This is a genomic window from Chryseobacterium sp. X308 (genome assembly GCF_020733145.1).
Taxonomy (GTDB): domain Bacteria; phylum Bacteroidota; class Bacteroidia; order Flavobacteriales; family Weeksellaceae; genus Chryseobacterium; species Chryseobacterium cupriresistens.
On the sequence record NZ_JAJFZH010000001.1, the window covers coordinates 342672 to 365916 of the forward strand.

Genomic DNA, 23245 nt, shown 5'->3' on the forward strand with positions numbered 1-23245 from the left:
TTTAGAAGTTAGCTTTTAATGATAAACCAACGGATCTGGTAATTGGCATACCAAACATATCAATCCCCACACCTCCTGGATTAACTCCAGATACCTGTTCTGGATCAAAAGGAGCATCTTTGTAGAAAAAGAACAGATTGCTCCCAATTAAACTTATAGTTGCATTTTCCATATATTTTGAATGTACATCAAATGTGTATGAAATAGAAGCTTGCCTTAAACGGACTGCTGTTGCTTTATACATATAAGGTTCATCAATTGACCCTGCTACCTTGGAATAATATTTTTCAGCATCGGTTAGCCCTGTATAGGGTGTGCCGTTTTCATAAACTGCATTTGAAATAGATACACCTCCCTTATCACGTGCATCAGCTGTTGCTTTACTTACTCCAAATTGATCATTTTTAGCCTGAGTATATCCTAATACTTTTCCTCCAAACTTACCATCAATAAGGAAACTAATCCCTAATTTACCTATATTGAAAGAGTTATTAAAACCAAGAATAAATTTAGGATTTGGATTTCCAAGATATTGTACCTGATTTTCATCTCTCAATGGCACTCCGTCTGCATCTACAATAATTCTTCCTTGATTATCTCTTTTAAATACAGACCCATAAATGTCCCCAAATGAGCCTCCTACTTTTAGCCTATTGTAACCACCTCCATTAAGAACAAAGGTTTTATCCGAAGAAATCTGCAATCTCGATGGAAATAATTCTTTGATTGTATTCTTATTTGCAGAAGCATTAACCCCTGTAGTCCACCCAAATTTTCCTCCTGAAAATACTCTGTATGATAAACTAGATTCGAAACCTCTGTTCTGAATTTTTCCTGCGTTAACATCAAATCTTCCTGTTCCAAATCCTAAGTTGGAAGAAATCTCTACTGATTGTAACAGCTGATTTGATACGACTGAGTTATAATAAGTAAAATCAAAAGTTAAACGATTATTAAAAAATCTCAATTCTGTTCCAGCTTCAAAAGTTCTATTTAGCTCTGGTTTAGCAAATAATTCAGAGAATTCAGGATTGGTAACTGGAGAAGAAGTAGGAGTAATTACTGTACCAGCATTTACCTGGTATCTATAAATATTAGGTGCTGTTAAATTAGCATACAATCCATTCCCCACTTCTGCATAAGACGCCCTTACTTTCCAGAAATTGAGAGCCTTGGAAATATTAAAAATCTCTGTTAGAATAGCGTTCAATCCAATAGATTCATAATCAAATGAGATTCTATCTGTTCCTGATAATGTAGAGTCCCAATCATTTCTGAAAGTAAGATCAAGATATAAGAATTTTTTGTAGCCAAGGTTTGCACTGGCAAAAACCGATTGTGTCTGTTTTTTTGTACTGTAATAAAGGTTACTTACACCATTTCCATTTTGGCCTGGCCATTGTAGATTATTAGGTGTAAAAAGATTAGGTACAACCAGAAGATTATTTTCTATACTACTGGATGTATATCTCTGTGAATTAATACTTCCACCCACAGTAAAGTCCAGTGAGATATTCTCATCAATTTTTGGACTTCCTATTAATAAAAAGTCTCCATAAGTAGAGGAACTTTCTATAACATCTTTGTAAATTTTTCCATTATTATTGCCCCCTAAGAGAACTGGTAAAGAAAATACAGCAACATCTCGCTGGCTATCGGATGTCGTATAATTATAATTTCCTCTTATCCTAGCAGATAGCCATGGATTAATCTGGTAACTCAGTGTCATCGCACTGTAAAGATTTTTATTTTTAGTAGTAACAGGATTTTTGTTAAGAATCCAGTATGGATTTTGAGATTCCACACTAAAGCTACCATCAGGTTTTATTGCCCACCAGTGTTGAGCTGGCAATAATCTAGTTTTATCTTCATATGCATAATTCTCTCCACTAAACTGATCAAAATCAATTCCTCTAGGTAACCAATAAAGATTTACCAATGGTGAATAATATGAGCCTGGTGTTAGCCTATTCTTACTATTCTGTAAGGATCCCATGAAATTGGCATCAAGAGTTAATTTATCATCCAGAAATTTACTTGAATTTCTAAAGTTGATATTATATTGATCAAATGATGAAGTAGGAATTACACCCGAATTAGTTGTATTTCCAATAGAGAAAAAATTATTTGATTTATCGTTTCCAGACTGAAAAGATAGATTATTTACCCAAGTAGTTCCTGTTTGGAAGAAATCTTTAACATAGTCTTTTGACTCACCCTTTATACCCCAACTTTGTTGTGATCCTGTCTGTCCTTTTGTAGGATCATACGGAATTGTCTGCAAATAAGAATTTTGCAACTTGGGAAGATCATATACATTATCTAGGGTAAGACTTGTAGAAAAAGATAATTTACTTTTACCAGCCTTTCCTTTTTTAGTAACAATCAACACCGCTCCATTACCTCCGGCTGCTCCATATAATGCAGCAGCAGAAGCACCTTTCAGAAAGTTGATACTTTCAATATCTTCCGGATTAATTGTACTCAGTACATCTCCTGTATCTGGCATAGAAGAGTAAAAGTCTACGTTGGGACCTTTTGTATTATTAACAATAGGAATTCCATCAATAACATATAACGGTTGACTGTTTCTTGTAGACTTATCTCCACGCATTACTATTCTTACAGAACCTCCTACACCACCATTCGTTTTGTTGATCTGTACATTGGAAACTTTTCCGTTAATCGAATTTAATAGATTGGGAGTTTTCACTTCTGTAAGCTCATCCCCGCCAATCTGCTGACTGGAATACGTCAAAGAGCGGGCCTGCCTTTTTATCCCCAAAGAGGTGACCACGACCTCCTCAATACTGGTTGTCTTCGTAGTGTCGGCTGATTTTTTCTCCTGTGCATTCGCCGTGAGTGAAAAAACGAACAGAACGGGTATAACTGCTTTTCTCATAAGGTATAGATTCGTTAGATTTAATTGAGAATCAGTGACATCACTTTATTTTTCAATACAAAATAAATTATTGGTTTTTCAGCAAAATTTTGCTGTTTATGTATTAAATTATTTAAAGTTTTGTTAAGATTTGATTCACATTCACAAATCTAAATTTTGTAAACAGTCTGATATAATACTATTTTATCATAAAACGATATTATTTTTTCAGTGTTTTTATTTTAACACAATTAATAAGCTATATATCAATACAATACACCAATTTATGAACAATCAGAAAAATAGGATTTATCTTAGTTTTCTCCAAAATAAAACCAAATACAAATACCCGGTTTTCATTACGTTTTATGCTGAAATAACTAATGTCTAAAAGCAAATTCCAAAAATCATTCGATTTTTTTCACTCCTTTAAATTGTTCTTTAAATTCAGTTGGCGTTGTTTTTTTGATAGATTTAAATACCTTATTGAAGTTTGCAATATTATTAAAACCTGCTTCAAAAGCAATCTCAAAAACAGTAAGATTTTTCTCCATCAGCCAGCGTGCAGCATAGCTGATTCTTATTTCATTCAGGTAATTGACAAAGGTTTTCCCTGTTCTTTTTTTGATAAACCTGTTGAAAGTCACATTGCTCATATTTACCAATGAAGCAACTTTATCCAGTGTTATTTTATTTTCAAAATTCTTGTGCACAAAGTCATGTACAATCTTCATCTTGTCATTATCATCAAAAGTTTCAAGCTCAATACTGTATGATGAAAGCAGAGTTTTATTTTCTGCAATAGCAAGTTCATTCAGAATCTTCATAATTTCTATGAAAGATTCAAAACTGTTCATCTTCGACAGGTTGAGAAACGAATCTTTTAGTTTTTCAGCTGTTTCCTCAGAAAAAAGAATGCCTCTGATAGAGTCTTTCATCAGATTATTAATGGGCTTCAGAATATTTTTCTGCATCATAGACTGATTAAAGAAATCCTGATTGAACTGTATAGTGATTTCGTGGGTTTTTCTGTTTTTACATCGGTAGTTTGCCCAGCAATGCGGTAAATTGGGACCCACAAGAACCAATTCCAGATTACCAATTTCTCTTGTATGATCGCCGATCATCCTGCGATAGCCCTTTCCTTTATAAACAAAATTAATTTCAATCTCCGGATGGTAATGATAAGGAAAGTCAAAAGAAGCTTTAATCCTGTCAAATACGAGAAAGCTGTCCTCAGGAGATAGTGGAGTTATTTCTCTCAGAATATTTTCTAATTCGCTCATACAGGCAGTTTTGAAAAAAGGGTTTACGAATAGGGATCACAGTACAAATCTTTGTAAAAATGATAAAATAATATCAATGTAAAAACTTATTTTCGATTTATTTTTGTTCCAAATTCTGTAGATCAGATACCAGAAATTTGGGTTTCAATAATTTAATACCGTTCAAATCCTGCATTTTTGTATCTTTAATCTAAAGTTAAAGTATGCTGCAACCGCTTATTTTTGAAGATCATTATAAAAGACTGGGGCTCGAAGTCTTTTCAGAGGAAAGCCTGAAGAACTTCAGCGGAGATCTGTTCAGAACAGATATTAAAATATTTTTTATTCCTGCCGGATATGAGCTTACGGTTGATTTTAACCATTACAAAACCCAAAAATCTTCCCTGTTTTTTCTGACCAACCAACATCTAAGCATACAAAAAGGAAAAGAGGAATCAATTCTTCTTTTTTATAACCGTGATTTTTATTGCATCCAGATTCATGATAAAGAAGTGGCTTGTGACGGGCTACTCTTTCATAATGTATTTGAAATTCCTTTTGTGGAGCTTGACCATTCTGAAACGACTCTTATAAAATCCCTGTTTCAGAATATTCAGGATGAACTTGAATGGAAAGATTCCTCAGCAGAAGAAATGATAAGAACCTATGTAAAACAGATTATCATCCGGGCTACGCGGAAATGGAAAAAACAAAATTTAGACAATGATACCTTAAGAATTCCTGGCAGTGAACTTGATATTTTCAGGGATTTCAGCAGGCTTCTTGAAATTCATTTCAGGGAAAAGCATAACGTCGCTGATTATGCAGAACTGCTTCATATGGCTCCGAAAACTTTAACCCATAAATTTAAACATTTAAATCTCGAATCTCCCAATCAGTTTATCATCAACAGAATTTTATTGGAAGCAAAACGATTGCTTTTTTATACAGACAAGCCTGTAAAAGAAATTGCCTACGACCTGGGATATGAAGATCCTGCTTATTTCAACCGTCTTTTCACCAACAAAACAGGAAATACACCTGCCAATTTTAAAAAAAATTACACTTCGGGAAAAAAGTACAATATTTAAGCCTTTTTATCTATTGAATACGCCTAACCTCTGACCTACCTTTGTAACATCAAAATCAAACAATATTAAAAATAAAAAACAAACATTATGAGACGTAACGCAACAGCCGTTTGGAACGGTACTATCAAAGAAGGAAAAGGACACTTAACTACTCAGAGTACAACTTTAAACCAGACTCAATATTCTTTCAACAGCCGTTTTGCAGATGGTGTTGGGACAAACCCTGAAGAATTGCTGGCAGCAGCCCATGCAGGATGTTTCACTATGAAACTGGATGCAGAGCTTTCACAAGCCGGATATAACCCTGAAGAATTAAAAACAACTTCTGTCATCACTTTAGATCCCAACATTGGAAAGATTACAAAATCTGAACTGACATTAACCGCTAAAGTACCGGGAATCTCAGAAGAGGAGTTCCAGAAGTTCGCGAAAATTGCAGAAGAAGGATGCCCTGTAAGCGCCGCATTCAACTTTGAAATTACTTTGAATGCTACTTTGGAAAACTAATTTAAGTATTCATTCAATATCAATAGAAACGGGCTATTATCCTGAGCTTAGTCGAAGGGAGCCCGTTTTTTAATTTAAAAAGAATCCATTGGCTTCAGCCAAAACTTAAATCCAAAACATTCAAATTAATTATTCTTTTCCAATAAAATATACCGAGTGGTATATTTTTGTATATTTGCATCATATTTAAACATTTATAATGTCAAAGGCAGAAAAAACAAAACAGCATATCATTGAGAAAACAGCAACTCTTTTTAATACCAAGGGTTATATTTCCACTTCGCTGTCAGACATTACCCAGGCAACCGGACTGACGAAAGGCAGTATTTATGGAAATTTTGAAAACAAAGATGAAGTAGCCATTGAGGTTTATAAATACAATGCCGCCGTGTTGAGTAAAACCCTCAGCCGCTCCTTTGGCAATGAATTTCCTACTTCACTGGATAAGCTCTATGCATTTGTCGACTTTTACCGAAAAAACTGGAAGTTTGTCTTTGCCAACGGCGGCTGTCCGCTGATGAATGCTGCTACGGAAGCTGATGATTCTTTTCCTGCTTTAAAAACTCAGGTGAAAAGGTCTTTTACACAATGGATGACAAAAATATCAACTACTATCGCTGAGGGCCAAAACAAAGGTGAAATTGATCAAAAAGTCAATGCTGAGCAATATGCTTCCCTGTTCATCATGCTTATTGAAGGCGGAATCCTGCTTTCAAAAACAATGGGTGATCAAAGTTATCTCAACCATGCCTTAGATAAGGTGGCCCAAATGATTGATCATGAACTCAATATTCTTCCATCATAAATAATACCATATGGAAACAAAAAAAGTGGCTATTGTAGGATACAACAGAATTCCTTTTGCCAGAATGAATACCGCTTATTCAGAGCAGGGAAACCAGGACCTTCTGCTTGCTTCTCTGAACGGATTAATAGACCGTTATCACTTAAAAGGAAAACGACTCGGAGAGGTTGCCGGCGGCGCAGTCATTAAACACATTTCCGAAAGCAACCTCATCAGAGAAACGGTGATGAATACAACGCTGGATCCCGCTACTCCTGCTTGTGATCTTCAGCAGGCTTGTGACACGGGAATTGAGGCAGCTGTTTATATCGGAAATAAAATTGCTCTGGGTCAGATAGACTGTGGTATTGCATGCGGTGTGGAAGCCATGAGCAACATTCCATTTGAGTCTTCACCAAGGTTAAGAAAAGCACTGCTCAAAGCCAATAAAGAAAAATCAGCGTTTGGAAAAATAAAACAACTGCTAAGCCCGAAGCTGAAAGACTGGATGCCCATTCCTTATAAAGGGCAGGAACCCAAAACAGGTCTTGTCATGGGCGAACATACAGAAATCACTGCCCAATATTACAATATACCAAGAGAAGAACAGGATCAACTGGCATTAAAAAGCCATCAGAACATGGCAAAAGCTTATGATGAGGGATTTTTTGATGATATGATCACTCCAGCTTTTGGACTGGATAAAGATAATAATCTGAGACGTGACAGCAGTATTGAAAAATTATCGCAGCTGAAACCTGCTTTTAATAAGCAGAACGGAACCTTAACGGCAGGAAATTCAACTCCATTTACAGATGGTGCTTCTGCAGTTTTGCTTGCCAGCGAAGAATGGGCGATAGCCAATAACCTTCCCGTCTTAGCTTATATCACTTTTTCAGAACTGGCAGGAATAGAATATGTTGAAAATAAACAGGATTTACTTCTAGCTCCTGTTTTTGCAGCAGAGAGAATGCTTAAAAAAGCAGGTATGAATTTGTCAGACTTTGATTACTACGAAATTCATGAAGCATTTGCAGCACAGGTCCTGGCTACCATAAAAATCTGGGAAAATGATGAGCTGGCCAAAAAGTTCGGATTGGAAAAAGCGCTGGGAAAAATAGACAGAAATAAACTGAATGTAAAAGGAGGAAGCCTTGCTGCAGCCCATCCTTTTGCTGCAACCGGAGGAAGAATTATCGCAACACTGGCAAAATTACTTCATGAAAAAGGCAGCGGTAAGGGATTCATATCCATTTGTGCAGCCCGTGGACAGGGAGTAACGATGATTTTGGAAAAGTAATAAAAGCCTCATCCTATATTCAAAAGAGCAGATTCTTTTATTATGCAGTAAATAATATGATTGATTATTCGTCTGCAGAGAAAGAAAATTGATAATATTGCAGTGCAAAAATTAGCTGATAAAAGAAGTAATTAAAATAAAACATGGGATAAACAGGGTTTATCTTATGAAAGTCTAATCTATTAAAAAATAGTAACTACATATGAAGAGAGTTGTCATTACAGGATTAGGTGCTTTGACACCTTTGGGAAATAATGTTGAAGATTTTTGGCAAAACAGTATTAAAGGAGTCAGCGGAGCAGGACTCATTACCAATTTCGATACGGAAAAATTTAAAGTACATTTTGCCTGTGAGGTAAAAAGCTTTGATCCAAAAGTATATCTGAATCATAACGAAATCAAGAGAAGTGATCTGTTTACACAATATGCCATGTATGCTTCTGCAGAAGCGATTCAGGATTCAGGCCTGGAGCTTGAAAAAATGGATCCCTTCGACACAGGAGTCATCTGGGGAACAGGACAGGGCGGAATGTGGACTTTTGAAAAAGAAGTAATGGATTTCGCTGCTGGAGATGGAACGCCACGTTTCAATCCTTTCTTTGTACCGAAGTTTATTGCCAATATGGCTTCGGGAATGATTTCCATGAAATACGGTCTTCAGGGAATCAATTATACAACAGTTTCTGCCTGTGCTACAGGAAATACGGCATTGATGGATGCATTCAATTATATCCGTTTGGGAAAAGCCAAAGTAATCATCAGCGGTGGTTCCGAAGCAGCTATCACTCCGGCTTCTATCGGAGGGTTCTCTATTATGAAGGCCATGTCGACAAGAAATGATGATTTTACAACGGCCAGCCGACCTTACGATGCAGACAGAGACGGATTTGTAATGGGTGAAGGTGCAGGAGCTCTGGTACTTGAAGAATACGAACATGCTGTTGCCAGAGGAGCAAAAATTTATGCAGAATTAGCAGGAGCTGCCATGACAGCAGACGCTTACCACATGACAGCACCTCATCCTGATGGCGTTGGAGCTATCAAAGCAATGCAGCTGGCAGTGAAAGAAGCAGGAGCCAATATGGAAGATATTGATTATATTAATCCGCATGCTACTTCTACACCCATTGGAGATACGATTGAATTAACAGCTATCAACAAAGCATTTAAGGGAAGTAAAAATCTTGATATCAGTGCCACAAAATCCATGACCGGCCACTTATTGGGTGCTGCCGGAGCGGTGGAAGCCATTCTTTCGATCAAGGCTATTCAGAATGGAATTATTCCTCCAACGATTAATCTTCACAATATTGATGAAAGTATTCCTAAGGATATCAATATTGTTTTCGGAGAAGCGAAAGAAAAGAATATCAATTTTGCGTTGAGTAATGCTTTTGGATTTGGTGGACATAATGCCACTGTAGTATTTAAGAAATTCAGCTAATCAGATTAAATAATTGAAAATCCCTGTATGAAAACCATGCAGGGATTTTTTAATCGGATTAAAAATTAAAAAGCAGTCAAAACTGACTGCTTCAAATATAACGAATTATATACCCCTTATAAAGAGATTGACTTGTAACTATTGAGCATCCGGGATAAAAAAATCATCCGCATTTTCAGCAATCGGGATATAGAGTCTCTCCCATTCTTTGCTTTTCACCATATCCCAGCTGTGGCCGGTTCCTTTAAGGTCTTCTGCAAGAAGAACTACTCCCGGTTTAATCATAAAAGTAGAACCATCTGTTACTTTAAATCGTATATTGCCCTTGATGGTAATCACATATTGTCTTCGGGGAGCCGGATGTGCATTTTTTTCCCACTCCTCCGTTTTATTGCTCATCCAGAACGTTGTGGTATTCATATGTTTAAGAGTAGGTATTTTCCCTTTCTCAAAAGAGCATGAGCCGTCAGGATTATTAATTAATCTTATGGCAGGAATAAACTCAGTGGAGCTCTCCGCAGTAACGCTCACATGGTTGTGTTTTTTATGTTGTGCATTCATAAATCCTACAGTACTTACTACTAAAACAAGGCTTAAGCCCTTAATGATGTTTTTCATTATAAATTTAATTTTTTATTTTTAATTATAAACAGTATCATAAACCAGCATTCTCTCAAAGAATGGCTTATATTTCTGAACCAAAGCAAGATGCTCAGGAAGTTTTCCATAAGCTTCAAGTTCTTCCAGGCTATCGAATTCCATAGAAGCATTATAAGTAAATGTGCTGTCTAAAACACTTCTCGGGCTGGAAGCTGCCGGTTTTCCGTAACGGAGATTCTTCTGATAAGGAAGCTTTTTAAGGCCTTCAAAAAAATTTTCAAATTCTTTTACCTCAGGTCCGGAAAGGTCTTTTCTAAGCCAGAACAACAAATAATGGAAGTACACTTTTTTCTTTTTTTTAGGATTAAACATGGGTAAAGCAGACGCAAACATATTTCCTGAGATCAGCAGCAAAGCAGAAGCCTGGACTGAGCGGAATAAAAATTTTCTTCTTTCCATTGTCATTTATTTTAATTAAAATCTATTCTGTATTTAAGGACAAACTGCCATTTCCGGTCTGAAACTACGGCATTGTTTGAAGGGTCATTGGTGTAAACGGGTCTGTTCTGAGCGTCAAAGGTTAAACGGGAAGACATTCCGTTCATCAGCAGAGATATTCCTGCATCATAGATCACAGCATTATCATGAAGTCCTTTCAGATCTGACAGCTGCATTCCTACGGCAGGCTGAAGCTGAAGACTTTTCTTTTCTTTGTCCAGATAAGGCAGGGTTCCTCCCAGTTGTACATAATATGTATTTCCGGTTCCGATAACAGGCATTGCATTTCCTGCTCCATTCAGACTCGCTTGTGTAACATCTACAGAAGTCGCAGGATTATTGGTACCTACATACCGGATATAATTGGGTCCGTAGTCGTTATGCATCGCCATCCCATAAGCGCTTATTGACGTTCCTTTTTCTTTATTCAGTGGTGCATCATAAAATAAATCTACTGCAAAGCTTTTCATATCATCATTCACTGTATTTTTACCGGAATCCAGATGCCATAATGCATTGTGAATATAATCAAACCCCGCTCCCAGACTCAGTACATTCTTCTTCCCTACATAAGTTCCTGCATTAAAGGGAGTAGAAATATTTTCCTTATCCAAAAAAGCATATCTGAAATATCCTGAGAAATCTTTTCCGGGAGAGTTTTTACTAAAGGAAGCGACATTCAGTTTCGGATCAGAAGTTGCCATGGTATAAGGATCAGCCACTACCAGACGATAATCAAATCTTCCGAGCTGTCCTTTAATATAGGCACTCAATTCCCTTACGGTATAATCTGTTGCTCCCGCATTGGAGGTTGCGTAAGCCGGCAGGTCGTATAACAGCGTATTCAAAGGTCCTGTAGTAAATCTTGAAAGGCCGCGCCATGTAGAACGTCCTGCCCCAAAAGCAATTTTATCATTAAAAGCGTATTCAGCATAAGCATCCAAAAGGTCAAAATAGTTACTTCCTTTTGCATTGACATTCACGTTGGTAGTTCCACCCTGCAATACAAACATCAGCTTTTCTGTTGGCTTATAAGTCATTTTTACACGAACTCTTCTAAGCGAAAGGTCAGACAGGTCTGATTTTGCTTCGTTATTGACAAGGCTTCCAGGGTTAAGCTGGGTATATCTGGCCCACAATTCTGCATATCCGCTAAAGGAAATATATCTTGAGTGATCTTCATTGAAATAATGAGTCAATCCGGGATTATTAAAATCATTTTTTTTCTGGGCTTCTAATTTCCCCATAAGTCCTAATAAGGAAAACAACGCAATTGCTGTTTTGAAAGAGGTAGTCTTCATATTTTTCTATTCTTATCTTTTGTTGATTTCAACGGGACAAAATTAGATTGCTAAAAGGCCGACAGGTATTAGAAATCTATTAGAAACCTTATAGAAAACTATTAAAAGGGGGAATGTTTTCTGATAAAAGAAAAATATAAAATACCTTTGTACAGTGCTTTGGGAATAAATGAAGGTCAGGCTTTTAAAATCAAAAAAAACGTTTGAAAAACCAACACCCCTATTCATCGTATTTCTTTATGAAAATTTTAATTGTAGAAGATAACTCACGTGTTTCAAGCCTTTTGAAAAGAGGGCTGGAAAGCCAGCAATATCAGGTTTATATTTCGGAAGATGCAGAAGATGCGATTATCCTGCTGAATAAAATAACATTTGATCTCGCCATTACGGATATTATGCTCCCGAAAATGAGTGGCATTGATCTGTGCAAACTGATCAAACAGCAATATCCTGACCTCCCCATCATCATGCTTACCGCTCTGGGAACGATTGATGAAAAAATTGAAGGATTTGACGCCGGAGCAGATGACTATATGGTGAAACCTTTTGAGATTAGAGAGCTCTATGTGAGAATCAAAGCCATTCTGCAGAGAAGATCAATTAAAAATAAAGAAGCCTATCTGAACGATCTGGAATATTATGACCTGAAGATCGATAAGAAATTCAACAGAGTTTTCAGAAACGGAGCGGAAATAGAACTTACTCCCAAAGAATTTAAACTCCTGGTATTTCTGGTAAGCAATGCCGAAAGAATTCTTACCCGTGAAGAAATTGCCGAAAATGTATGGGGGAATCATTTCGACACCGGAACCAATTATATTGATGTCTATATTGCTTATTTACGGAAAAAGATTGATAAAAATTTTGATCATAAACTGATTCACACCAAACCCGGAGTAGGATTTATTTTTGCTTCACAATTATGAAAATAGCAACCCGAACAGCACTCATTTATTCCATCCTTACGGCAGGCATCTTATTTTTGTTTGCTTACGTTCTTTATTTTGTTTCTGAAAAAAACAGAGAAGATGAATTCAATGACCGGCTGGGATACAAAGTGATCTGGCGTTCAGAATTTATATTTGATGCCAGAATCAGTGATGAAAAAATCCGTGAACTCCACCAGCGTAACCAAAAACTTCTGAATGAAGCAGACATCAGCGTTTATAACAGCAAAAAAGAGCTTACCTTCACAGATCTTCCTCCTCTCAAAAGCAATGAAAAATATCTGGATAAAATGATCAGATCCGATAAAAACAGAATATTCTGGCAGCGGGGTGATCGTCAGTATATTGCCATTCAGCTCTCCTCCAACGGAGAAAAATATTATATTATTGGAAGTGCGGTAGACGTCACGGGAAAGGCCCATATTTCTGAGTTTAAAAAAGATATCATCATCATCTACATCAGTTCGATTGTTATCATTTTTATTATAGGATTTCTTTTTTCCTATTATACGCTTAAGCCTTTAAAGGATATCATTCTCCAGATCCGTGATATTTCAGAGCACAACCTTAATAAACGGCTGGATATTCCCAAGGCAAAAGATGAGATTTATGAACTCACAGAAACTTTTAATTCTACCTTCAACAGGCTTGAAAAATCCTTCAACAATCATAAGCAATTCGTGACCACTATTTCTCATGAATTCCGGACTCCTCTTTCTACCTTAATTGCAGAACTTGAGCTTGCCAAGGAACTTAACGTGACCCTGGATGACTATAAGCTTTCTATTGACAATGCTCTGCAGGATGCCAATGACGCTTCGGAACTATCTTCTGCTCTTTTGGATTTTGCCAGAGCCAGCTATGATGTATCACAAATCAGTTTTACCAATCTACGTCTGGATGAGATTTTGGCAGAAGCCAAGCTTGCATTGCTGCAGAAAAATGCCAGTTACAAAATCGGGATCAATTATATGAGCAATGCCTCAGATGATGATGAAAACAATTATGATTTTTATGGCAATCCTTACCTGCTGCAGGTTGCTTTTTCCAACTTAATAGAGAATGCCTGTAAATATTCGGCAGACAAAAGCTGTCATATCGAGATAGAAACCCAACAGGAACATATCAAAATCCATTTTATTGATCATGGGATCGGTATTTCAGAAAAGGATCTTTCTAAAATTTTTGATCTTTTTTACCGCGGTTCCAATAAGAGTTTCGAAAAAGGAAACGGAATCGGTCTTTCCATTGTAAAAAGAATTGTAGAAATACACGAAGGAAAATTGACTATCGATTCTGAAGTAGCCAAAGGAAGTATATTTACTGTAAAATTTCCCTCCAAAAATTAAAAAGCAGTCATTTTTGACTGCTTTTTAATTTATGCTTTCAACCATTCTGAGGAAGAAAGATAATTCTGATCAGGATAATAGATGAACAGACAGTTTTTGCCTTTAATCGTATTGATTATAGATTGTGTCAGTTCTCTTGGGACGGCAGGGCATCCCCAGCTTCTTCCGATTCTTTTGTGCATCGCAGCAAATGCATCACTTACATAATCCGCACCATGCATTACAATTGCTCTTCTGTATGCAGCATCATTAAAGCCCTTATCCATTCCCAATAATTTCAGAGAGTATCCGTTATCACCCTGATAGGTTGCATCCGTGATATAAAATCCCAGGCTGCTCTGCAGCGAACTTTCCTTGTTAGAAAAATTCGTCGCAAATTCTTCGCCGGTATTTTTTCCGTGTGCTACCAATGAGTTGAACAGAACTTTTTTGTCTTCAAGGTCAATAATCCAAAGTCTTTTTGTATTAGAAGACATAGAAAAATCGCAGATAGTCAATAAATGCGAGTCCTGGGTAAGCAATCCTGCTTTTTTTAAATTTTCATAGCCAGTCAATGCTTTTGAGAACACATCATAATTCAGTTCATGCCCCGGCTCAAATGCAATAGATTGGTACAGTGCTTCTGATGAAGACACTGCTGCAGTGTTCTTCTCAGATTTCGTTTCAGCTACTTTTTCAGTTTTCGTTGTTTTCACATTCTCACTTTTCGCCACCACTTTTGGGGAAATGTAGAATGAAGTCGTCACCATGTAAACAAGGCCTAATACGCTATAAAATCCTTTCATTCAATACTATATAAATCCAAATTAGTGGGGCAAAATTATAAAAACATAATTACCAAGGGGTTATAACTCTACAAAGTTTAACGCTATTTAAGAAACTTTAACGTCCTGATTTTGTGAATTAAAGTGGTTATTTTTGAGAATCCGGAACAAATTCCAGGCTTACAGAATTCATACAATATCTTAATCCGGTAGGTTTCGGACCGTCATCAAAAACATGTCCCAGATGGGAATCACATCTTTTACAAAGTACCTCTACTCTATCCATACCGTACGACTGATCTCTTACATAGTACACGCCTTCTTTATCTGCTTCAAAGAAACTCGGCCAGCCACAGCTGCTGGAAAATTTTGATGTCGAACGGAACAGATGATTTCCACATACCGCACAATAATATTCTCCTACCTCATCAAATTCGTTATATTTTCCTGTAAAAGCTCTTTCTGTTGCCGCTTCTCTGGCTATTGCGTATAGATCCGGAGCAAGGATTTTTTTCCATTCTTCATTGGAAACATTGAGTTTTGAAGTATCTGTTCTGGAGTAATATGGATTGCTTTTTGCTTGTGTATTTTCCATAGGAGTTTTTTTAATAGGTTCATATTTCTGCGTACATGCCTGCAGAATAATTAATAGGGTTATTGAAATTAAAAATTTCATAGTAAATTTTAATTCTTTAACCACGAATGGTTTCATAACCAAATTTAGTAAATTTGAGAATATGAATGACGAAGCAAAAAGAAAACAACTTAGAAAATATAAAGCATTTGCCACCGGATTATTTGTCCTGATGGCTGTTATTTTCATTGTTACCACTATTTTACAGAAGTCTGATAACTCTCACTGGATTGGCTATGTCCGGGCCTTTTCCGAAGCGGCAATGGTGGGTGCGCTTGCGGACTGGTTTGCTGTAACGGCATTATTTCGTCATCCTCTGGGGCTTCCTATTCCCCATACCAACCTGATTGAGAATAGTAAACAGAGACTGGGAGACAATCTTGGAAATTTCGTGGTGGGAAACTTCCTTTCACCTCAGAATATTCGCCCTTACATCCAAAAGCTCAAAGTATCAAATTTTGTAGGAGAATGGCTGGCCAAGGAAAAAAGCCAGGACATTTTGATTAAAAACCTTTCGGATATTGTTCTTGATATTCTCAATAAACTGGATGATTCTACAGTAAGCCAGTTTATCAGCAAAAAGGTGTCTGAAATGACGGATGATATCAAGCTTAATAAAGTAGTAGGAAACGGAATCGGTTATATACTGGAAAAAAATGATCACCAGAGAATCATCACCAATCTTTCAAAACAGATCAAAGAATACATCATTGAAAACGATGAAATGATCCAGGAGAGAGTAAAAAAAGGCAGTTATTCGTTCATTCCATCTTTTGTAGATAACAAAATTGCTGATAAAATTGCCGACGGACTTTCTGATTTTTTCAAAGAAATAGAAGAAAATTCTCAGCATGAAGTAAGAGCATTGATCACTCAGAAGATTCATGAATTTTCCGTTGATCTGAAAGAAGATCCGAAATGGGATGAGGAATTTAAAACGATTAAAAACGGTCTTCTCAAAAATGATAAACTGGATGAATATTCCAATGATATCTGGGTTTCCATTAAAAAAACATTGATGAAAGAACTTCAGGAGGAGGATTCTGCTTTGAAAAAGTACCTTTCAAAAAACCTGAATGAGTTTGCCCAGAATTTAAAAACAGATGAAAACCTTCAGAACAAAATTGACCATTGGGTTCGTGTGACGGCTTATAAGTACATCCTGAAAAACACTCATCAATTCGGAAACCTCATCAGTACTACCGTTGGGAACTGGCAGGGAAAAGAGCTCAGTGAAAAACTGGAACTGGAAGTAGGAAAAGACCTGCAGTTTATCCGGGTCAACGGAACGCTGGTAGGAGGCCTGGTCGGTCTGATCATCTACACCATCGCACACTTCTTCATTTAAAAAAACTAAAATCCACGATCACTCAGCCATGAAAAAAATTTTCAGTGTCTTCTTTTTTTGTTTTCTCACATTTGCCCTGTGTCAAAAAGTTGAATTAAAGAAAGTAACGGATTCTTCCCAAACGTTTACGGGAGAAATCGGAGGAATACCGATTACCATTGAACTCAACTATACTGGAATAGTAGATTGTGATCAGTATCAGCATTATGTTGATGGATGGTATTATTATAACAAGTACAAAAAGAAAATCCCTCTTACCGGAATATATGATTACTATGGAAACCTGTATTTGTATAATTTTGGAGCAAAACAAAAACAGAATTCAAAGCTTTTGAAAGAGCAGATCACTTCTCTTCAGAAAGTGGAAAAGACGGATGAAATAGCCCAAAAATTAGCACCAAAGGAATCTATTGTATTTGAAAATAGCAGCCAGAATACCAACCCTGTTCCCGGACATTTTTATCTGGACAAAAAATCCCAGCCTGCAAAATTATTTACAGGCAATACGATGATCTACCGTCTCAACAATTATCTGTACTTACCCAATAATAAGAAAATCAACACCTATGATTTCATCAATAAAGCAGGTGGAAACGAGCTAATCTCCTATTCTTCAGGAGAAAATGGGAACAGGATTTTACTGTATTTTGAGGAAATATCAAATTTTAATGCCTGCGGGCAATGCGGTGCAAGCAATGGAGAGAAAGGCTACCGGATTCTTTACTTCACAAAAGACTGGAATTATAAAAGCTATGAAGAATTCCTGACTGAAAGCTGCCGCGAAAATATATATGACGTTACCAAAACAAAATCCAAAGACAAACAAACGATTATCTATAAAATCGGTAAATCCGAAAGCACTCCGCCCCATACGCTTACAGTAAATATTAAAAACGCATCTGTTGTAAAGTCAAAATAAAAAAGAGAGTCATATCAACTCTCTTTTATTTTATCTCGGCAACCTGCTGGCTCTTTTTAGCAATTCCTGATTGATGTCGTTGATCAGTTGCGGGCCTTCATAAATAAATCCGGTGTACAACTGAACCAGCGTAGCTCCTGCATCCAGCTTCTCCATCGCATCCTTAGCAGAGTGAATCCCTCCTACTCCAATGATTGGAAATGCCCTGTTGCTTTTATCGGAAAGGTATTTGATCATTTTTGTACTTCTTTCACGGATGGGCTTTCCACTTAATCCACCATTTCCTATCTTTTCTAAAACTTCCGGAGAGGTTTTCAGGCCTTCTCTGTTCACGGACGTATTGGAAACTACAATACCATCTATTTTTGTTTCAGCGATCAGATCAATGATTTCGTCTAACTGATTGTTATTCAAATCCGGTGCAATTTTCAGTAATATAGGTTTCTGTACAGATTTTGACTGGTTTATTTTTTTCACTTCCGTAATCAGTTCTCTCAGATAGTCTACATCTTCCAGTTTCGCGTGGCTTCCTACATTCGGGCAGCTCACATTCAATACAAAGTAATCTACATGAGGATGAAGACCTTCAAAACAGTCTAAGTAATCCTGCGTATAATTTTCCGGGCTTGTATCTGTATTTTTCCCGATGTTTCCACCGATGATTATTTTTCCTTTATTGGATTTCAGTTTTTCAATAGCTGCTTCAAGACCATCATTATTGAATCCCATTCTGTTGATGATTCCACCATCTTCAATGAGACGGAACAATCTTTTTTTAGGATTTCCGGCCTGCGCTCTCGGGGTAACGGTTCCTATTTCTACAAATCCGAAACCAAGATCTCCCAATTCGTTAAATAACACTGCATTTTTATCGAAACCGGCAGCCAGTCCTACAGGATTTTTAAATTTTAACCCGAAAATTTCTCTTTCCAGACGTTTGTCTTCAATAGGTTTTGGTAAAAACAGTTTGGTAAGAAATCCAAAATTTTTAAGCATTGAAAATGTAAAATGATGAACTTCTTCAGGATCAAATTTGAAAAGGATCGGACGAATGAGCGATTTGTACATTGAAAAAAAGTTTTACAAAATTACTCATTTTAAAATTAATGCTAGATTGATGTATGATATTTTATCGAAATATCTCATATACAGCATCTATAAGATATACATATTGGTGAGATCATTTTTTTAAACGCTACGATCGAAAAGAAAATAAAAGCTATTTATCAATAACTTTGCGAGCATTGCGTTAAAACAATATGTACAGAGAAATCTGTGTTATCTGTTAAATGGAATGGGATACTTAGAAATCCCATCCTTGTCAAGGTTTAAAACCTTGACAAGGATATTTAAAATCTTGATGTTTTAATTAAGAGTACGCACTCAGATCAAATTTCAGAATGTCTCCTACTCTTTTGAACTCTTCATCTATAGTAGCATTTATTGTAATTCTTTCGTTAGAAACAGGATGGTTAAAAATCAACTGATGGGCGTGAAGTGTCATTTTGTTGATGTCAAACGTCTGAAGCCACAACTTATTTTGTTTGTTGCAGCCATGTTTGCGACAGCCCAGAATCGGATGGAGAATATGTTTAAAATGTTTTCTCAGCTGATGAAATCTTCCCGTTTCAGGAATGGCTTCTACCAAAGAGTATCTTGAAGTCTGATGTTTTAAAAAAGGTAAATCTATTTCTGAAGTCTGCAACCGGCGATAGTACGTAACAGCATTTTGCGTGACTTCATTTTCATTAACTAAATCATAATCAATGGTTTCTTCTTCTTTTGTCCAGCCACGAAGAATAGCCAGATATTTCTTCTCCACATCACGTGATGCAAACTGCTCGCTCATGATTCTAAGAGTATCTTTATCCAGAGTAAACAGCAGAACCCCCGAAGTTTTCCGGTCCAACCGGTGTACGGGATACACTTTTTGCCCGATCTGTTTCTTCAATTCCTGAATAGCATAGGTATCAGCTTCTCCGGCATAAAAAGATTTATGAACCAGTAACCCGCTGGGTTTGTTGATGGCAATAAGATGCTCGTCACGATAAAGAATTTCTAACATCCGGCAAAAGTAAAGATTTTTCGATTGATATTATATGCTGCCATTTTTGTAAACCTAACAGGTTTTGACATTCCTTTATCAATAGCCCCGATCTGAGAGAAAATCCCGCAGTGAGGCGGCGGCGCGAAGCAGAGCCGCCGAGCGAGGAATTGCAACGGAGAGCGGGTTCCCGGCTCCTGAAAAATTAAATTGTCAATATTTGTCTGTTTATTAACTGCTTTTTTTATTGAATCTCATGATTTTGGATCCAAATTGCTATTTTTGCATTTCAGACGTAAAAAAATTATGGCAAAGCAAGAAGATGTTTTCAAGAAAGTGATTTCTCACGCTAAAGAATATGGTTTTATTTTCCCATCGAGTGAGATCTATGATGGTTTATCCGCTGTTTATGATTATGGACAGAACGGTGCCGAACTAAAAAATAATATCAAACAATATTGGTGGAAAGCTATGGTACAGCTTAACGAAAATATTGTCGGCATTGATTCGGCGATCCTTATGCACCCAACAACATGGAAGGCATCGGGCCACGTAGACGCTTTCAACGATCCATTGATTGACAATAAAGATTCCAAGAAACGTTTCAGAGCAGACGTTTTGGTGGAAGATTACTGTGCTAAAATTGAAGATAAAGAGAATAAGGAAATCGAAAAGGCTGCGAAAAGATTTGGTGAGGCTTTCGATAAAGATCAGTTTGTAGCTACCAATCCAAAAATTATTGAATACAGAGCCAAAAGAGAGGCTATTCTTTCAAGATTGGCAAAGTCTCTTGAAAATGAAGACCTTGCTGATGTAAAAGCTTTGATCGAGGAGCTTGAAATTGCAGATCCTGATACAGGTTCTAAAAACTGGACGGAAGTAAGACAGTTCAACCTGATGTTCGGAACAAAACTGGGAGCTTCTGCTGACAGTGCAATGGATCTTTATCTGAGACCTGAAACGGCTCAGGGTATTTTCGTTAACTTCTTAAACGTACAGAAAACTTCACGTCACAAGCTTCCTTTCGGTATTGCACAGATCGGTAAAGCATTCAGAAATGAAATTGTTGCAAGACAGTTTATCTTCAGAATGCGTGAATTCGAACAGATGGAAATGCAGTTTTTCGTAGCTCCGGGAACAGAACTTGAATTCTATGACCAATGGAAGCAGAAACGTCTGAACTGGCACAGAGCTTTAGGTTTAGGAGATGAGAACTACAGATTCCACGATCACGAAAAGCTTGCTCACTATGCGAACGCGGCGGCTGATATTGAGTTTAACTTCCCATTCGGATTTAAAGAGCTGGAAGGTATTCACTCAAGAACGGATTTCGACTTAAAAGCGCATGAAGAATTCTCAGGAAGAAAACTTCAGTTCTTTGATCCTGAGAGAAACGAAAACTATGTTCCTTATGTAGTGGAAACTTCAGTAGGTTTAGACAGATTATTCCTTTCCATATTCTCTCATTGTTTAAGAGACGAAGTGTTGGAAGACGGTTCAGAAAGAACGGTTTTATCTTTACCTCCGGCATTGGCACCCATTAAAGCAGCTATTCTTCCATTGATGAAGAAAGATGGTTTAGCAGAATATGCTGAAAAGATTTTCAATGATCTGAAATATGATTTCAACTTATTCTATGAAGAGAAAGATGCGATCGGAAAACGTTACAGAAGACAGGATGCCATCGGTACTCCATACTGTATCACGGTGGATCACGATTCTCTTACAGATCACACTGTAACCATCAGAGACAGAGATACGATGCAGCAGGAAAGAGTTCCTGTTTCAGAGTTGAGAAGAATCATCGATGAAAAAACAAACTTCAGAAATTTACTTTCTCAATTATAGTTACAAAGCCCTGGTTTCAGGGCTTTTTTATTTTTCGCAACATATGGGTTAATTTATTACTTTTATACCTCAAATTCTAACCATGAAAAAAATAACTCTGATGATGTTTGGGCTGATCCAGACATTTGCTTTTTCCCAAACTCAGGACCTTACAACATTAGCTGCAGGTGATCACGTAGGAATGAATGCGCTATTCGATGATAAAGATAATCTGTACGGTTACGTTTCTCTCTATTCTTATGGTAAATCCGGTGACAAGACCAAGAAATTTGAGTATGTAATTCTTGATAAAAACCTCAACCCTGTTGCCAATAAGGAGTTTGAAGGAGATATCACGGCAGCCTCTTATCTGGGATATGTTGATTTTAAAGGTCAGATTATCTTAAAACCATCCATGATGGATTATTCTCTTGTAAAAAGTAAAGAAGTATTTACTCCGGTTTCTATGGTAATAGATCCGAAAACCAACTCCATTACCCGGAAAATATATTACGACTATCTGGAAAACGGTACTTTCAAAGAGATTAACGAACCTAAGAGCTGGAAAGAACAGCGTAAGGAAAACCGTGATGAGAAAAAAGAAAAAGGCTACAACTATGTTTCCGCAGTAGGAGAACTGAAAGAAGGCGGTTATTTTGCTGTTGAATACAAAGATTACGGTAAGTATGAAAATAGCAACAGCCTCATGAGGTTTGATGAAAACAAAAAGGAAATCTGGAGGTATCAATACAACACAGACGGCAGCAAAAAACTGTACACTACCCTTTCTGTTCTGGAAAGGGATGAGAACAATATGTACTGCATTATGAAAAAAGTGAATGACAAGCAGAAAACATTCAGTCTCATGGTTCTTGATATGAAAACCGGAAAAGAGAAATCCAGCAAACCCATTACCGGATTATCTGATGATACCATAGACAATATTGAATCCTTCTACTCCAATTACAGAAAGCTTGATAATGATAAAACCTTTGATGATAAAGTAGTTTTGCTGGGAAGAAACTATGATAACTCAGAATCAGTAGGGTTTGCAAGAATGCTCCTCAACAAATCCGATTTCTCTGTAGATACGAAAACGATTAATTACGAGCCCAACATCTCTGCTTTTCTCCCGAAGCTCAATAGAAATGGTATGGTAGAAAGCGGATACATGCTTCAGACTAAAGACATGTACTTTATGAATGATGGAAGTGTGGGTATTTTATCAGAAAAGTATAAGCCGGCCGGTCAGTATAACGCACCAAAGACCACGGATCTTGTATATATCTACACGGATAAGGATTTTAAAGTGAAAAATGTTCAGGTTTTTGAAAAGGAAAAATCAAAATGGGTGAACAGCGATTATCTGTTTTCACAGTACCTCAACGGAGGAAAAGACGTGGTATTTTTCTATCGTGACTATCAAAAAGATGAAGTCACCAAACAAAAAAGATGGAATCTGTTTATCAATACCATTATTGATGGAAAATTCAAACAGGAGATTATTCCAATCTCTGAAAAAGATAATTATGCAGTAACGCCATATGTAGGAAAAGAAGGTTATATCCTGCTTCGGGAGTATAACGAGAAAGAGAAATTCAATAAGATCCGTTTGGAGAAATTAAATTACTAAAATAATAAGAACCCTGACGAAACATCAGGGTTCTTTCTTTATGTTTTGGCCTAAGCCAGCGGATTTTTTATTATTTCAAAAACGGGCTCCTTCGACTAAGCTCAGGATA

General features: G+C 36.9%; 20 protein-coding genes. 11 read left to right on the forward strand and 9 right to left on the reverse strand.

The features are described 5' to 3' along the window. Window position 1 precedes the first annotated feature (1 nt). Both LIV57_RS01570 and LIV57_RS01575 read right to left on the reverse strand, forming a co-directional pair. Window positions 2–2902: a SusC/RagA family TonB-linked outer membrane protein gene (locus LIV57_RS01570; protein ID WP_227941149.1), complete on the reverse strand. Its 2901-nt coding sequence runs from the start codon at window positions 2900–2902 to the stop codon at window positions 2–4. Window positions 2903–3288: 386 nt separating this feature from the next. Beyond that, the gene (locus tag LIV57_RS01575; RefSeq protein WP_227941150.1) at window positions 3289–4167 is read right to left on the reverse strand and encodes an AraC family transcriptional regulator; all 879 of its coding nucleotides are present in this window, start codon (window positions 4165–4167) and stop codon (window positions 3289–3291) included. A 203-nt stretch (window positions 4168–4370) separates the two neighbouring features. Here LIV57_RS01575 and LIV57_RS01580 point away from each other — a divergent pair, with 203 nt between their 5' ends. The 5 genes from LIV57_RS01580 (at window position 4371) to fabF (ending at window position 9272) form a co-directional block, all read left to right on the forward strand. Further along, entirely contained in the window at window positions 4371–5237 is an 867-nt protein-coding gene (locus LIV57_RS01580; protein ID WP_227941151.1) for a helix-turn-helix domain-containing protein, read from the forward strand. 87 nt (window positions 5238–5324) lie between these two features. After that, a complete protein-coding gene (locus LIV57_RS01585) occupies window positions 5325–5744 on the forward strand; it encodes an OsmC family protein (protein ID WP_002982623.1) in 420 nt (139 codons plus the stop codon). Window positions 5745–5943: 199 nt separating this feature from the next. Next, on the forward strand, window positions 5944–6549 hold the full coding sequence (locus tag LIV57_RS01590; RefSeq protein ID WP_227941152.1) for a TetR/AcrR family transcriptional regulator: 606 nt from the start codon (window positions 5944–5946) through the stop codon (window positions 6547–6549). Window positions 6550–6559: 10 nt separating this feature from the next. After that, on the forward strand, window positions 6560–7828 hold the full coding sequence (locus LIV57_RS01595; protein ID WP_227941153.1) for an acetyl-CoA C-acetyltransferase: 1269 nt from the start codon (window positions 6560–6562) through the stop codon (window positions 7826–7828). Window positions 7829–8030: 202 nt separating this feature from the next. Next, the gene (gene fabF, locus LIV57_RS01600; protein ID WP_227941154.1) at window positions 8031–9272 is read left to right on the forward strand and encodes a beta-ketoacyl-ACP synthase II; all 1242 of its coding nucleotides are present in this window, start codon (window positions 8031–8033) and stop codon (window positions 9270–9272) included. Between the two features lie 138 nt (window positions 9273–9410). Here the strand turns inward: fabF and LIV57_RS01605 are convergent, their stop codons facing one another. The 3 genes from LIV57_RS01605 to LIV57_RS01615 are packed head-to-tail and all read right to left on the reverse strand — an operon-like array spanning window position 9411 to window position 11671. Beyond that, window positions 9411–9890: a hypothetical protein gene (locus LIV57_RS01605; protein ID WP_227941155.1), complete on the reverse strand. Its 480-nt coding sequence runs from the start codon at window positions 9888–9890 to the stop codon at window positions 9411–9413. Window positions 9891–9911: 21 nt separating this feature from the next. Further along, on the reverse strand, window positions 9912–10331 hold the full coding sequence (locus tag LIV57_RS01610; protein WP_065119613.1) for a Dabb family protein: 420 nt from the start codon (window positions 10329–10331) through the stop codon (window positions 9912–9914). Between the two features lie 11 nt (window positions 10332–10342). Next, complete coding sequence (locus LIV57_RS01615) at window positions 10343–11671, reverse strand: OprO/OprP family phosphate-selective porin (RefSeq protein ID WP_227941156.1); 1329 nt, start codon at window positions 11669–11671, stop codon at window positions 10343–10345. Between the two features lie 239 nt (window positions 11672–11910). Between LIV57_RS01615 and LIV57_RS01620 the strand changes: the two genes are divergently transcribed. Both LIV57_RS01620 and LIV57_RS01625 read left to right on the forward strand, forming a co-directional pair. Further along, a complete protein-coding gene (locus tag LIV57_RS01620; RefSeq protein ID WP_227941157.1) occupies window positions 11911–12597 on the forward strand; it encodes a response regulator transcription factor in 687 nt (228 codons plus the stop codon). Further along, entirely contained in the window at window positions 12594–13967 is a 1374-nt protein-coding gene (locus tag LIV57_RS01625; protein ID WP_227941158.1) for a sensor histidine kinase, read from the forward strand. Before LIV57_RS01620 ends, LIV57_RS01625 begins: the two co-directional genes overlap by 4 nt. A gap of 29 nt (window positions 13968–13996) precedes the next feature. Here LIV57_RS01625 and LIV57_RS01630 read toward each other — a convergent pair whose 3' ends face one another. Beyond that, window positions 13997–14752, reverse strand: a complete 756-nt coding sequence (locus tag LIV57_RS01630; RefSeq protein WP_062673223.1) for a murein L,D-transpeptidase catalytic domain family protein — start codon at window positions 14750–14752, stop codon at window positions 13997–13999. A 127-nt stretch (window positions 14753–14879) separates the two neighbouring features. Further along, window positions 14880–15326, reverse strand: a complete 447-nt coding sequence (msrB, locus tag LIV57_RS01635) for a peptide-methionine (R)-S-oxide reductase MsrB (RefSeq protein ID WP_227941159.1) — start codon at window positions 15324–15326, stop codon at window positions 14880–14882. Window positions 15327–15468: 142 nt separating this feature from the next. Between msrB and LIV57_RS01640 the strand changes: the two genes are divergently transcribed. Together LIV57_RS01640 and LIV57_RS01645 are read left to right on the forward strand one after the other, a co-directional pair. After that, window positions 15469–16713, forward strand: coding sequence for a DUF445 domain-containing protein (locus LIV57_RS01640; RefSeq protein ID WP_227941160.1), 1245 nt, complete (start codon window positions 15469–15471; stop codon window positions 16711–16713). Between the two features lie 28 nt (window positions 16714–16741). Continuing rightward, a complete protein-coding gene (locus tag LIV57_RS01645; RefSeq protein ID WP_227941161.1) occupies window positions 16742–17632 on the forward strand; it encodes a hypothetical protein in 891 nt (296 codons plus the stop codon). Window positions 17633–17662: 30 nt separating this feature from the next. Here LIV57_RS01645 and LIV57_RS01650 read toward each other — a convergent pair whose 3' ends face one another. Together LIV57_RS01650 and LIV57_RS01655 are read right to left on the reverse strand one after the other, a co-directional pair. Continuing rightward, window positions 17663–18700, reverse strand: a complete 1038-nt coding sequence (locus LIV57_RS01650) for a quinone-dependent dihydroorotate dehydrogenase (RefSeq protein WP_227941162.1) — start codon at window positions 18698–18700, stop codon at window positions 17663–17665. A gap of 301 nt (window positions 18701–19001) precedes the next feature. Next, window positions 19002–19697, reverse strand: coding sequence for a pseudouridine synthase (locus LIV57_RS01655; RefSeq protein WP_227941163.1), 696 nt, complete (start codon window positions 19695–19697; stop codon window positions 19002–19004). Between the two features lie 285 nt (window positions 19698–19982). Here LIV57_RS01655 and LIV57_RS01660 point away from each other — a divergent pair, with 285 nt between their 5' ends. Continuing rightward, on the forward strand, window positions 19983–21524 hold the full coding sequence (locus tag LIV57_RS01660) for a glycine--tRNA ligase (RefSeq protein ID WP_227941164.1): 1542 nt from the start codon (window positions 19983–19985) through the stop codon (window positions 21522–21524). Between the two features lie 82 nt (window positions 21525–21606). Then, on the forward strand, window positions 21607–23136 hold the full coding sequence (locus LIV57_RS01665) for a hypothetical protein (RefSeq protein ID WP_110008345.1): 1530 nt from the start codon (window positions 21607–21609) through the stop codon (window positions 23134–23136). Window positions 23137–23245 lie beyond the last annotated feature (109 nt).